General features: G+C 71.7%; 14 protein-coding genes. 6 read left to right on the forward strand and 8 right to left on the reverse strand.

Features of this window, described 5'->3' with window-relative positions:
• Positions 1–104: 104 nt before the first annotated feature.
• From ACFW9Z_RS21495 to ACFW9Z_RS21510, 4 genes are all read right to left on the reverse strand, one after another.
• Entirely contained in the window at positions 105–2,279 is a 2,175-nt protein-coding gene (locus ACFW9Z_RS21495) for a putative bifunctional diguanylate cyclase/phosphodiesterase (RefSeq protein ID WP_384643194.1), read from the reverse strand.
• The gene (locus tag ACFW9Z_RS21500; protein ID WP_384643197.1) at positions 2,276–3,094 is read right to left on the reverse strand and encodes an SAM-dependent methyltransferase; all 819 of its coding nucleotides are present in this window, start codon (positions 3,092–3,094) and stop codon (positions 2,276–2,278) included. The genes ACFW9Z_RS21495 and ACFW9Z_RS21500 overlap by 4 nt, the downstream gene beginning before the upstream one ends.
• 236 nt (positions 3,095–3,330) lie before the next feature.
• A complete protein-coding gene (locus ACFW9Z_RS21505) occupies positions 3,331–4,299 on the reverse strand; it encodes an SCO0930 family lipoprotein (RefSeq protein WP_384643200.1) in 969 nt (322 codons plus the stop codon).
• Between the two features lie 455 nt (positions 4,300–4,754).
• Positions 4,755–4,904: a hypothetical protein gene (locus tag ACFW9Z_RS21510; protein ID WP_384643203.1), complete on the reverse strand. Its 150-nt coding sequence runs from the start codon at positions 4,902–4,904 to the stop codon at positions 4,755–4,757.
• A gap of 152 nt (positions 4,905–5,056) precedes the next feature.
• Here ACFW9Z_RS21510 and ACFW9Z_RS21515 point away from each other — a divergent pair, with 152 nt between their 5' ends.
• From ACFW9Z_RS21515 to ACFW9Z_RS21525, 3 genes are all read left to right on the forward strand, one after another.
• Positions 5,057–5,191 (forward strand): hypothetical protein, encoded by a 135-nt coding sequence (locus tag ACFW9Z_RS21515; RefSeq protein WP_018487417.1) that lies wholly within the window; start codon positions 5,057–5,059, stop codon positions 5,189–5,191.
• A gap of 13 nt (positions 5,192–5,204) precedes the next feature.
• A complete protein-coding gene (locus ACFW9Z_RS21520) occupies positions 5,205–5,969 on the forward strand; it encodes a hypothetical protein (RefSeq protein ID WP_384643206.1) in 765 nt (254 codons plus the stop codon).
• 171 nt (positions 5,970–6,140) lie between these two features.
• A complete protein-coding gene (locus tag ACFW9Z_RS21525) occupies positions 6,141–6,713 on the forward strand; it encodes a hypothetical protein (protein ID WP_384643209.1) in 573 nt (190 codons plus the stop codon).
• A gap of 121 nt (positions 6,714–6,834) precedes the next feature.
• On the opposite strand, the gene ACFW9Z_RS21530 is transcribed toward ACFW9Z_RS21525, so the two are convergent.
• Entirely contained in the window at positions 6,835–7,314 is a 480-nt protein-coding gene (locus ACFW9Z_RS21530; protein WP_384643212.1) for a hypothetical protein, read from the reverse strand.
• Positions 7,315–7,640: 326 nt separating this feature from the next.
• Here ACFW9Z_RS21530 and ACFW9Z_RS21535 point away from each other — a divergent pair, with 326 nt between their 5' ends.
• Entirely contained in the window at positions 7,641–8,303 is a 663-nt protein-coding gene (locus ACFW9Z_RS21535) for a class F sortase (RefSeq protein ID WP_384643215.1), read from the forward strand.
• A gap of 132 nt (positions 8,304–8,435) precedes the next feature.
• Here the strand turns inward: ACFW9Z_RS21535 and ACFW9Z_RS21540 are convergent, their stop codons facing one another.
• The gene (locus tag ACFW9Z_RS21540; protein WP_384643218.1) at positions 8,436–9,287 is read right to left on the reverse strand and encodes a polysaccharide deacetylase family protein; all 852 of its coding nucleotides are present in this window, start codon (positions 9,285–9,287) and stop codon (positions 8,436–8,438) included.
• Positions 9,288–9,413: 126 nt separating this feature from the next.
• Between ACFW9Z_RS21540 and ACFW9Z_RS21545 the strand changes: the two genes are divergently transcribed.
• Complete coding sequence (locus tag ACFW9Z_RS21545; protein WP_384643221.1) at positions 9,414–9,875, forward strand: universal stress protein; 462 nt, start codon at positions 9,414–9,416, stop codon at positions 9,873–9,875.
• A gap of 43 nt (positions 9,876–9,918) precedes the next feature.
• Here the strand turns inward: ACFW9Z_RS21545 and ACFW9Z_RS21550 are convergent, their stop codons facing one another.
• Positions 9,919–11,124 (reverse strand): CapA family protein, encoded by a 1,206-nt coding sequence (locus ACFW9Z_RS21550; protein ID WP_384643224.1) that lies wholly within the window; start codon positions 11,122–11,124, stop codon positions 9,919–9,921.
• A 268-nt stretch (positions 11,125–11,392) separates the two neighbouring features.
• On the opposite strand from ACFW9Z_RS21550, the gene ACFW9Z_RS21555 reads away from it, so the two are divergent.
• Entirely contained in the window at positions 11,393–11,965 is a 573-nt protein-coding gene (locus ACFW9Z_RS21555) for a sigma-70 family RNA polymerase sigma factor (RefSeq protein WP_384643226.1), read from the forward strand.
• Here ACFW9Z_RS21555 and ACFW9Z_RS21560 read toward each other — a convergent pair.
• The gene (locus tag ACFW9Z_RS21560) at positions 11,899–12,096 is read right to left on the reverse strand and encodes a zf-HC2 domain-containing protein (RefSeq protein ID WP_384643229.1); all 198 of its coding nucleotides are present in this window, start codon (positions 12,094–12,096) and stop codon (positions 11,899–11,901) included. The two genes, ACFW9Z_RS21555 and ACFW9Z_RS21560, sit on opposite strands and share 67 nt — an antisense overlap.
• Positions 12,097–12,100 lie beyond the last annotated feature (4 nt).

Genomic DNA, 12,100 nt, shown 5'->3' on the forward strand with positions numbered 1-12,100 from the left:
CTGACCGGAGGGCCTGTGACGGGCCCCGGCATCGGTTCGGCGCGCGGCCCCGGCCCCCTTGCGCGCAAGGACCCCGGTCCCGGGCCGCCCCGGCCCCGTACGCCTCACACCGCGTCGGCCAGCAGCAGCGAGTGGATGCGGTCCGGGGCACCGGGGCGGGCGTAGTACCAGCCCTGGGCGGTGTCGCAGCCGAGCCGGCGCAGCTGCTCGGCCTGGGCGCCGGTCTCCACGCCCTCCACCGTGACGGCCAGCTCCAGGCTGTGGGCCAGCGACACGATGCCCTCGACGATCTTCAGGTCCACCGGGTCGGCCGGATGCTGCTGCATGCCCCGGGTGAAGGAACGGTCCAGCTTGAGGACGCTCACCGGCAGCCGCCGCAGATTGGCCAGGTTCGAGTAGCCCGTGCCGAAGTCGTCGAGCGCGATGTCGACGCCCATCTCCGCGAGCTGCCGCAGCGGCTTGAGGAGATCGTCGTCGGCGCCGATCAGCGCGGACTCTGTCACCTCCAGACAGAGCGCACCCGGCTCCAGACCGGAACGTTCCAGCACGTCGACCGTCTCGGCCACCAGCCGGGGGTGGTGCAGCTGGGTCGGCGAGAGGTTGACGTTGATCCGCAGCGGGCCGCCGTCGCTGTGCCGCTCCTTCCAGAAGTTGGCCTGCCGGACGGACTCCTCCAGCACCCAGCGCCCGAGCGGCACGATCAGCCCGGTGTGCTCGGCGAGCGGGATGAACCGGTCGGGGCCGAGCACGCCGTGTTGCGGGTGGCACCACCGTACGAGCGCCTCGGCGCCGTGGACGGTGCCGTCGCCCATGTGCACGAGCGGCTGGTACTCGATGAAGAACTCGCCCCGGTCCAGCGCGGCGGGCAGCGCGGTGGTCAGGCCGTGGCGGGTGATGGCGCGGGCGTCGGCCTCCGCGTCGGCGAGTTCGAAGCGGTTGCCGCCCGCAGCCTTGGCCCGGTACATCGTGATGTCGGCGGAGCGCAGCACCTCGGCGGCGCTGCGCTCCCCCGCGGGCCCCTCGACGACGCCGATCGAGCCGCGCACGGTGAGTTCGCGGCCGTCCAGCCGGATCGGTGTGGTGAGTACGTTGAGGATGCGCCCGGCGAGTTCGTCCACCGCGTCGGCGGAGTCCTGGCCGGTGGTCAGGGCCACGAACTCGTCGCCCCCGAGCCGGGCGACCATCTCGCAGGGCGCGGTCGCGCAGCTCTGGAGCCGGTCGGCGACCTCGACCAGCAGCCGGTCGCCGGCCGCGTGGCCGAGGCTGTCGTTGATGGCCTTGAAGCCGTCGAGGTCCAGGTAGCAGAGCCCGAAGCGGCTGCCGTCCTTCGCGGAGAGCACCTTCTCCAGCCGTTCGAAGAACAGGGTGCGGTTGGGCAGTCCGGTGAGCGCGTCGTGGGTGGCCTCGTAGCGCAGCCGCAGGTTGAGCAGGCGGCGCTCGGTGGTGTCCTCCATGAGCGCGAGCTGGTACTGGGGGCGGCCTTCGGGGTCGCGCAGCAGGGAGACGGTGAGGTTGGTCCACAGGACGGTGCCGTCGTTGCGGTAGTACGCCTTCTCGACCCGGTAGTGGTCGCGCTCCCCCCGTACCAGCTCGTTGTAGTACTTCCAGACCTGCGGCGAGTCCTCGGGGTGGACCCACTCGTTCACCTTGTGGCTGCGGACGTGGTGCTCCAGGCCGCCGAACATCCTGGTGAGGGTGTCGTTGATCTCCAGGATGTTGCCGTCCAGGTCGGCGATGCCGATGCCGACGGCGGCGTCCTTGAAGACCGCCCGGAAGCGGGCCTCCGTGGCGTGCAGGGCCTCCTCCGCGTGGGAGCGGGCGGTGAGCGCCGAGCGGGCGATGGCCTCCTGTTCGGCGAGGGTGCGCTCGCGCAGGGCCTGGGAGAAGCCGGAGGCCAGGGTGTGCTGGATGCGGGCGCACCGGGCGCGGGCGTCCTCGGTGGAGAGTTCGCCGGGGCCGTTGCCGCCGCAGTACAGGACGAGGTAGGAGTCGACGACGCCGAGCGTGGAGCTGAGCGCGTCCGGGTCGGTGCAGTGCGCGTCGACCAGCGCGGCGCCGATCCGGGCGGCGGGCGAGGCGTCGAACGGGTGGGCGTGCAGGGTGCCGTTCAACTCGCGTGCCAGGGGCAGGAGATGACGCTCGAACTCCGGGCGGGTCAGGGAGGTGGCCGTCAGCGGGAAGATGGCCCGGCTCCAGATCGTGGCGAACCTCCGGAGCCGGCCTTCGGGACCGTCAGGTTCCGCGTCCCGCTCGCCGGACGCCTGGGCGGGGATACTCACGCCTTACGCCCGACCCCGGCGAAGCCCGAGAAGGCGTACGGGTCTTCCTGCCCGGGCGACTGCGGGGTGTCCGGCCGCCAGTCGGGCATCGACACGAGGCCGGGCTCGACCATCTCGTACCCGTCGAAGAAGGCTCCGATCTCCTCGCGGGTGCGCATGATGAGCGGGTTGCGGATGTTCCGGTAGACGCCGACCGTGCCGTCCGCCTCCTCCCTGGAGAGCGGGATGCCCTCGTACGAGGCGTGGGTCAGGATCAGCAGGCTGCCAGGGGCAAGTGCCTCGCGCAGTCCCGCCACCGCTCCGCGCGGGTCGTCGGCGTCCTCGATGAAGTGGAGCACCGCGACCAGCAGCAGGGCCACCGGCCGGTCGAGGTCGAGCAGCCCGGTGACCTCCTGGTTCGCCAGGATCTCCCGCGGCCGGCGCAGGTCGGCGGCGGCGATCACGGAGCGGTCGTCGCCCTCCAGCACCGCCTGGCTGTGCGCGACGGCGACCGGGTCGTGGTCGACGTACGCCACCTTGGCCCGGGGGTCGGCGGCCTGGGCCACTTCGTGGACGTTGCCGAAGGTCGGGATGCCGGAGCCGATGTCCAGGAACTGGTCGATGCCCGCGTCGACCGCGTACCGCACGGCCCGGCGCATAAAGGCCCGATTCGCCTGCATGATCTTGGGAAGGCCCGGCAGGAACTCCATGGCCTTCCGCGCGGCTTCCCGGTCCACCTCGAAATTGTGCGATCCGCCCAGATAGAAGTCGTACATGCGGGACACGCTCGGCACCGAAATGTCTATGCCTTGCGGTGCCCAGGCGGGACGCTCCATCGATGTCTCCAACAAGTCGCCACGGCGATCCGGCCATGTTCATGGTCAGTGTTGACCAGAGGCTACTGATCGACCGCCAGGAGAGCGAGAGGAAACGGAAATTAGCGGTCCGTTATTGGTCACACTCCGGTGGCAACAACGGCCGATCCGTCGCTGCGTGTGCTCATGCAGCGACGGACCGGCACTTCGGGCACCGATTCCCGGTGGTTCGGGGCCACTTGGGGGCTACTGGGTGGTTACTTCGGAGCACCGACGAGCTTGGAATCGGGCGAGACCGCGAACCACGTGCCGCCGACTCCCTGGCCGTTGACGTCGCCCGGCTTCTCGTCCCCGGCGAAGGTATAGATGGGCCAGCAGTCGATGGTCTGCTGCTTGATCCCGTCGGGGCGGTCGAAAGTGACGAATCCCTTCTTGGTCACGCCTTCCACCGAGTTCTTGGAGACGGGCTCGACCACCGGCCACTTCTTGAGGCAGTCGCCGGTGCAGGCCGTCTTCATCGGCCATGCGGTGTCCTTGGTGAACCGGTAAACCGTCATACCCCGCTTGTCCACCACGATGTCACCGAGTTCCGGGTCCTTGCGCACCGAAAGGCCCGCCGCATCGGCCGGTTCGGCGGCGCCCGCGCCCGCACTGTCGGCGTTGGCCGCCGCCTTCTTCCCGTCGGGGGCGGAGGCGAACCAGGTGCCGCCGACGCCCTGGCCGTTGATCTGCCCCGGTGCGGTGTCCTTCGCGTACCGGTACATCGGCCAGCCGTCGACGGTGAGTTGCTTGGAGCCGTCGGTCCGGACGACCTCGCCGAGCAGCGAGGCATCGGTTCCGGCGGCCGCCGTGGCACCGCCCGCGGCCACCACCGGCCAGATGTCCGCGCACTCGCCGTCGCAGTTGGACTTCGGCGGGTTGGCGGTGTCCTTGTCGAAGCGGTAGAGCGTGAAACCCTCGCTGTCGGTGAGCACCTTTCCGAGCTTCTTGCTTGCCTGCACGCCGAGTTGACCCGCAGGCTTCGCGGCCGCCGCGGCTTCCTTGCCGGAGCCGTAACCGCCGCCGCCCGAGCCGTAACCGCCATCCGCCGGCTGCTGTGCCGGGGCCGCGTTGCCCACCGACTGACCGTTGGGCGTTGCCGAGCCCTGCTCCTGACCGCACGCCGTCGTCAGCGTCAAAAGGGCCGCGGCGGTGACCGCGAGCGAGGCGTTGCGCCAGGTGTTCATGTCGACTCCCGTAGTACGTCGTCGTATTCGCTCCGATGACGACGCGAGTCCGCGCCGTTCATGGCCCTAGGTACGGGCCACCACGGGGGTCGCGTTCAATGCGGGGCCGAGAAGAATGGCGGGAGGAATGCGGCGGTGGCTCATCTCGGGTGCGTACGGGGGCGGTTGGGGGCGCTCGGGGGCGGTCTGGAAGTCAACCCGGCGCAAACATGAACGACGCATTGTCCCACCATCAGGCGAATCGACGCGGAGTTCAGCGTGTCGGCGGAGAACGTGGATCATGCTCGCCGTCGTGTACGGATCCCGCATCGGGCGGCTCTCGACAGCCGCCGCACTCGTCTGGCTGATAGCCGTACCGCTGCCCGCGAACGCCGACAGCTGTGCGGTGGCCTCCATCGGGGAGGGCGACGGCAGTTCCGCGGTCGCCGTGGCGGGGAGCGGGGGCTGCGTGGCGGTCACCACACCGGAGCCACCGCCTCCATCGCCGTCCCCGTCCCCGGAGCCTCCTCCTCCGCCACCGCCGCCTCCTCCGCCCCCACCACCATCACCGGAGCCGCCACCACCTCCTCCCCCTCCACCGCCACCCCCGGCTCCCGCACCGGCACCCCCGCCGCCACCTCCCCCGCCGCCCGCGCCGGAGGTCGTACCCGAGGCCGCGCCCGAGCCGAAGCCGGCACCGAAGCCCGCACCGAAGCCTCCGCCCGAGCCGTCGCCGAAGCCGTCGCCGGTCCCCTCGGTGCGTCCGGAGCCCCGGCCCGTGGCCCTTCCGACGTACCGCAAAGCGACCCGCAAGGAGCCGCGGAGCGGGCCCTCGCTGGTGTCCACGACCCTGCTGATCACCGCCCCGGCGGTGTTCGCCGTCGCCGTACTGCGGCCCCGATCGTCCCGCTGACGAGGAGATACCCATGTCCGAATGGCTCGTCCTGAGCATTGCCATGGCGTCGGCCTGCGCGGTCGTGCTCACCATCGCGGTCCTCAACAACCGCCGCATCGCCGATGACGACGACCCGTCCCAGACACCCGACGTCATCGAGTACATGACGATGATGATCGGCGTGGTCTACGCGATCGTGCTGGGCCTGGCCATCGCCGGGGTCTGGGAGGGCCGCAGCGCCGCCCAGGAGTCCGTACGGCTGGAGGCGCAGGCGCTGCACGAGGTGCGGGAGCGCTCCTCCGTCTACCCGGCCGAGGTCCGCGACCGTATCCGCGCGGATGTCAACGCGTACGTCGCCCATGTCGTCGACGACGAGTGGCGGGTGATGGCCGAGCGGGGCGCCCTCACCGAACGCGGTACGGAACTGCTGGCCCGGGTGCGGGCAGACGTCACCGACTACGAGCCGCAGACCGAGCACGAGGGGCAGGCGTACCAGCCGCTCGTGGACCAGGTGGCGGCGGCGGACGACGCCCGCAGCTCACGGGGGGAGAACGCCGGGGAGACGATGCCCGGGGTGGTGTGGTTCGGGCTGATCATCGGGGCGCTGGTGACGGTCGGGCTGATCTTCACCCTCCAGATCCGCAGAACCTTCCGGGAACTGCTGCTGGCGGGGCTCTTCAGCGCGCTGATCGCGTTCCTGCTCTTCCTGATCTGGTCCTTCGACTCACCGTTCGGCCGGGGCGTCACGGCCACCGCCGCCCCGTTCCTCGACCTGTTCCCGGAGGCCACCCGCTGATCCTCCGCTCCCCCGGCCGGTGCGCCGGTCGGGGGAGAGATTGACCCGTTCGCCGGACCCCGATAGCGGTCGGTATGCCCCGCTCCTAGCGTGTCGGGCATCGAGGTGCATTTTTCCTGCTATGTGGAAATTCATTCCGCAGCTGCCCCTCGGGGAACCGGAGGATCCACCATGCGCGCGATACGTGTCGCACCCTTCGCTCTACTGGGCGCCACCGCCCTGACCCTGCTGGCCCCGTCCGCCGCCCACGCCACGCCGGACGGGGCCATCAACACGTTCAACCCGACGATCAGCCCCTCGGTCGTCGCACCGGGCGGCCGGGTGACCCTCGGGGGCGGCGGGTGCACCGGCGAGACGACCGTGACCTCGGGCGTCTTCGACACGACCGTCATCCCGAGCGGCAGCACCACGGCCACCGCCACCGTCGACACGGACGCCCGGCGGGGCGCGGTCTACGCGGTGACGTTCTCCTGCGGCTCCACCGGCACCACCCGGAACGTCAACCTGACGATCACCGCCGGGGCCACCACCGCCCCGACGCCCACGACCGCACCGACCACGGCCCCGACCGTCAGCTCCACGGCCATCGCGCCGATCGCGCCGAGCGGCGTGCGGGGCGGACTCGGCGGCAGTTCCGGCACGCTGGACACCGCGCAGGTCGCGGGGGGCGCGGCTCTCGTGCTCGTGGCCGCCGCCGGCACCCTCTACTTCGTACGCCGCCGCAGTGCCGACCGCCGACACTGACGGCGCCCACGGCACTCACGGAACGAACGGCACGAAGTATGGTGCACACGACAGTCGCCCCGGGTCCTGATCCAGGACTCGGGGCGACGGGCGTATCGGGCCGGGCGGGAGGTCGGGCGTCCTAGAACGCCGCATGGCTCGTCCGCCGACGCCGGACGAGGAAGACCGCGCCACCGACGGCCGCCGCGGCCACCAGTCCGCCGCCGATCTGCATCTCCGTGGAGTTCGGGCCCATCGAGCCGCCGAGCCCGCCCTGCGCGCCGTTGCCGGCGAGCACGGTGAACTTGTGCGTCGCGATCTTGTCGTTGTCACTGCACTTCACGGAGAGGTGGTAGTGACCCGGGGTGGTGTTGTGGCGGATGTGCGCCGTGGCGTGGTTGGTGCCGCCCGCCGAGAGCTCCGTCGTCGGGAAGGCGTTCGACCAGACCTTGCCGCCGTGGCCGCAGCCCTGGGCGGTGACCTTCAGGGTCGCGCCCTGGTGGACCGACTGAGGGTTGACGGCGACGTTGACCGGGCCGTTGGTGGCGGCCGCCATGGGAGCGGCGAGCCCGACCGCCGCGAAAGCGGTCACGGTGACCGCGAGAGCGCGTGAAGCACGCATGGTGTGGACCTCCAGCGGGAAACGCCCCCGGAGGCCTGTCCTCCGGGATGGATCGACGTGAACGCCTCCCATGACGAACACTCACCAGTCCTTGATCGGCTCGCACTTCGGCGCTGCTCCACCCCGGTGACGCGACACGCCGTACAAGAACTCCTGCGTCGGACAGATCCGCAGGTCACAGGCTGTCAGAACTTTTATCTGCTCATTACTCCGAAGGGCAGTCACCCGGGTGGGCCGGATTCCGGCCGCCACCCGTTCGCCCCTCTCTGATCGCCGCCCGGCCGCACCGCCCCTAACGTTCCAAGCGTCGCGACGAAGGGAGCACCATGGGCCGGGACTACGCTGGCGCCGGGCGGACCAGACGCGTGCCGTGGGGTGCCGTCGCCCTGGTCATGCTCACGGGCCTCGCCCTCATGCGCAACGGAGCGGAGTTCGGGGAGGCGGGCCCGCCGCAGCCCGCGGCCGCCGCCTCGCTGGACCTGAGCGGGGACACCCCGGGACCGCCGGTGGAGGGCGAGACGGTGCAGCCGCTGCCGTACGCCCCCGCCTCCCGGGTGAGGATCTCGTCCATCAACGTGGACGCCCCGGTCATCGACGTCAACCTGGACGCCAACGGCTGGATCGACGCCCCACCGGCCGAGGACCCCAACCTGGCCGGCTGGTACCAGAACGGCATCGCACCCGGCCAGCAGGGCACCGCCGTGGTCGTCGGCCATGTCGACAACATGTCGGGGCCCGCGGTCTTCTACGGCCTCGGCTCGCTCCAGAAGGGCCACCGCGTCGAGGTGGAGCGCTACGACGGCCGGGTCGGGGTCTTCGAGGTCTACGGCGTGGAGGTCTTCTCCAAGGACGACTTCCCCGGCGCCCGGGTCTACGGCGACACGGGCCATGCGGAGCTGCGGGTGATCACCTGCGGCGGGGCGTACTCGAAGGCGGGCGGCTACGACGGGAACGTGGTGGTCTTCGCCCGCCTCGTCGAGACCCGCTGAGCGGAGCACGTACGGATACGCGTACGGGTGCAACGTACGGGTGCGCGTACAGATGCGCGTATGGGTGCGCGTACGGGTACGCCCCCGGCGGCCGGTCGTATCGCCGGTCCGCCGGGAACGCGGCCCCGCGCCTCAGACCCGCTGCGGCACCGTGATGCGGTAGCCCTCGTCGAGCAGCCGGGGGAGGTAGCGGCGCAGGGCCGCGACGCTCTGGGAGCGGTTGCCGCCCGCGTCGTGGGAGAGGACGACGACACCGGGCGCCGCTCCGCCCAGCACCCGGCGGACGATGGTGTCCGTCCCCGGGGTGGTCCAGTCGAGCGTGTCGACCGTCCAGGCCAGCGGCTCCATGCCCAGGTCGGCGCCGATCTCGAAGGAGTGGCGGTTCCACGCGCCGTACGGGGCGCGGTACCAGAGCGGCGGGGCGCCGAGTGTCTTGTCGACCAGCTCGCTCGTACGGCCGAGCTCGTCGCGGACGCCGGCGCGGGAGAGCCCCGGGATGAGCGGGTGCGACCAGGAGTGGTTGCCCACGACGTGGCCGTCGTCCGCCATCTCGCGCAGGAGGTCCCGGTTGTTCTCGGCCATCTCCCCGCAGACGAAGAAGATCGCGCGCGCCCGGTGCTTGCGCAGGGTGGCCAGGATGGCGGGGGTGTAGCGCGGGTCGGGGCCGTCGTCGAAGGTGAGCACCATGGAGTTCCCGAGGTCGGGAAGCTCCTCGAAGGGGCGGGTGCGTACCGGCGGCGGGGCGGGCCGGAAGCGCGGCGGGGCGGCCGCCGTCATGGGTTCCAGGCGGTACGCGGGCGGTCTGCCCGGTAGCCCGGCGGGCGGCCCGGCGGCCGCGGCGGGCGGGGTGCCCGCGGCCCGTGCGGGGCGGGTGGGTGTCGAGGCCGGGTCGGCGGCGATCAGATGCACGGCGGTGGCGGTCCCGAGGCCGAGGGCGACCTTCAGCAGGGTGCGGCGGTCGGGCCGGAGGTGATCACTTCTCATGGCCAACTGCTCGCACGGCCGGGCGCCCGCTCCGGCCGACGACACCGGACGATGACCCTTTTATACCCATTCGATGCAGCGGCCGGTCCGATCCGCCGGAGGCCGTCGGCGGATAGCCTCGGAGCCGTGACAGAACAGCAGCCCCATCAGTTCGAACGCGGTACGGACGGGCCCAAGGTGATCGTCGCGGGGCTCGACGGGTCCGACTCGTCCATGCGCGCCGCCGCCTACGCCGCCGGACTCGCCCGGCGGCAGAACGCCCGGCTCGCCCTCGTCTACGTCCAGCCCGTGATCCCCTCGGGCGCCGCACTGGGCGTGCCGGTCGGTGACGTGACGGGCGAGGTGGCCCAGGAGCTGGTCGAGGAGATCCGGCAGTCGGCGGAGCGGCTGAAGGACACCTGGGACGTGCGCTGGGAGTTCCACACCTTCCGCGGCGACCCGTACAACGGGCTGGTGACGGCGGCCGAGGAACTCACCGCCGACGCCGTGGTGGTGGGGGCGTCGGAGTCGGCGGGTCACCGGTTCATCGGGTCGGTGGCCGTCCGGCTGGTGAAGGCGGGACGCTGGCCGGTGACGGTGGTGCCGTAGGCCTCGGTGACGGTGGTGCCGTTGACCTCCCGGGCGGCTGTCGCTACTCCCCCATCACCAGGCCGTCGCCCTCCGCGCCCCGGCCGAGGACCACGTTCCGGATGCGGTCGCGGACCTCGCGGTGGTGGTCGGCTCCGGCCTTGATCGCGGTGTTGAGGTTGACGATCCGCCCGGAGCCCGTGTCGTACCACTGCGGAACGAACTCGGCCTTCTTCACCGTCCAGCGCTCACCGGGCCGCACGGGCGGCGCGAAGGTGAAGCGGCCCAGCGTGCCCTGGTTGCCGCGCGGGTCCTGGACGCCCTGGTAGTTGATCATCGCGCCCGCGATCTGGTCGCCCATGCCGTAGACGACCCACGTGCCGTTGACCTTCTCGTACGCCTGCGGCACATGGGCGTGGGTACCGATGATCAGGTCGATGTCGGGGCGGCCCGCGTCCTGGGAGGCGGTGAGGCGGTCGGCCAGTTCCAGTTGCCGGGCGTCCGGTTCGTCCTGCCATTCGGTGCCCCAGTGCGCGGAGAGCACCACGACGTCGGCGCCCGCCCGCCGGGCCGCCCGCGCCTCCGCCACGATCTTCGCCTCGTCGATCACGTTGACCGTCCACGGCTTCCCGGCGGGCAGCGGGATGTCGTTGGTGCCGTAGGTGTACGCGAGGTGGGCGACCTTCGCGGCCCGCTTCCCCGGTCCCGCCGACAGGATCGTGGGGCGGGCGGCCTCGGCGGCGGAGCGGGCCGATCCGGCGTGCCGGATGCCTGCCGCGTCCAGGGCTCCCAGGGTGCGGGCGACCCCGTCGGACCCGTCGTCCAGGGTGTGGTTGGAGGCGGTGGAGCAGGAGTCGAACCCGGTGGCGCGCAGGGCGGTGGCGACCTCGGGCGGCGACTTGAAGGCCGGGTAGCCGGTGTAGGGGCCGCCCTCCTTCCCGTACACCGTCTCCATGTGGCAGAGAGCGAGATCGGCGCGGGAGACGACCGGCTGCACGCCCTTCAGCATCGGGGCGAAGTCGTAGCCCCGCCCGCCCGCGTCGGCCGCCGCCCGGTCGATCACCGAGGAGTGCGGCAGGACATCGCCGGAGGCCAGGAGCGTGAAGGGGCGCGGTACGTCGGCGTCCTGGCCGCCCGCACCCCGGGCGGCGGCGGAAGGGGGCGCGCTCGGGACGGGCGCCGGGGGCGGCGGCTGCCCGGTGCAGCCGGTGGCCGCGGCGAGCAGGAGGGCGAGGGCGGCGACGGTGCCCGGTCGGATGCGCTGGGTCATCTGCTCGACTCCATATCCGGATGGTTAGGACGATCCGACTACACAGATCGTCATACCGCCGAAGCAAGGAGCATTGCCGCATACCTAGCTGAACTGGTCGTACCGTCCGACCCCGACGGCCCCTTGACCGTTCGCCGCACCATTCGCCGCACTGAGCGACCGCTCGTCGCACGCCTCGGTGCACCGCCTGTTCCTGCGCCGCCGAATGCGTTCGTATACGCCAGGCGGCAGCGAGGCCGCCGGGGGCCTCCCGCGGGAAAGGACGTTCATGAACACCACGACGACGACCGATGAGCGGGCCATCGCCACGTTGCAGCGGGAACACGGCCCCGCCCTCTTCCACTTCCTGCTCGGCCTGACCTTCGGGGACCGGCAGCGGGCCGAGGACCTGGTGCAGGAGACCCTGGTACGTGCCTGGCAGCACCCGGAGGCGTTCGACGCGCCCTACGAGTCGATGCGGCCCTGGCTCTTCACCGTCGGCCGCCGCCTCGCCATCGACGCCCGGCGCTCCCGGCTGGCGCGCCCGGCCGAGGTGAGCGACCTGCTGCTGGAGAGCGCCCCGGCGGTCCAGGACACCGCCGACTCGGCCGTCCACGCGCTCGACGTCCGCGAGGCGGTCCGCACGCTCAGCCCCGAACACCGGGCGGTGCTGGTGGAGATCTACTTCCACGGACTGAGCGTCACCGAGACCGCCGAGGCGCTGGGCATCCCCGCCGGGACCGTCAAGTCCCGTTCGTACTACGCCCTGCGGCTGCTCTCACGCAATCTGCCCGGCTACTCCCGGAGGTCCTCCGCCCGCAACAGCGCGAGCAGGGCCGAGGCCTCCGCCACCTCCACGTAGTCCCGGGCGCAGCCGTCGCAGCGCTGGAGGTGGCGGGCGACCCGGCAGGTCTCCTCGGCGTCCAGCGCGTCCAGGACGTACGCGCCCAGCAGCAGGCGCACATGGGGGTCGTCGCCGGGGTCGGTGGTCATGGGC

Source organism: Streptomyces sp. NPDC059452 (genome assembly GCF_042750035.1).
Taxonomy (GTDB): domain Bacteria; phylum Actinomycetota; class Actinomycetes; order Streptomycetales; family Streptomycetaceae; genus Streptomyces.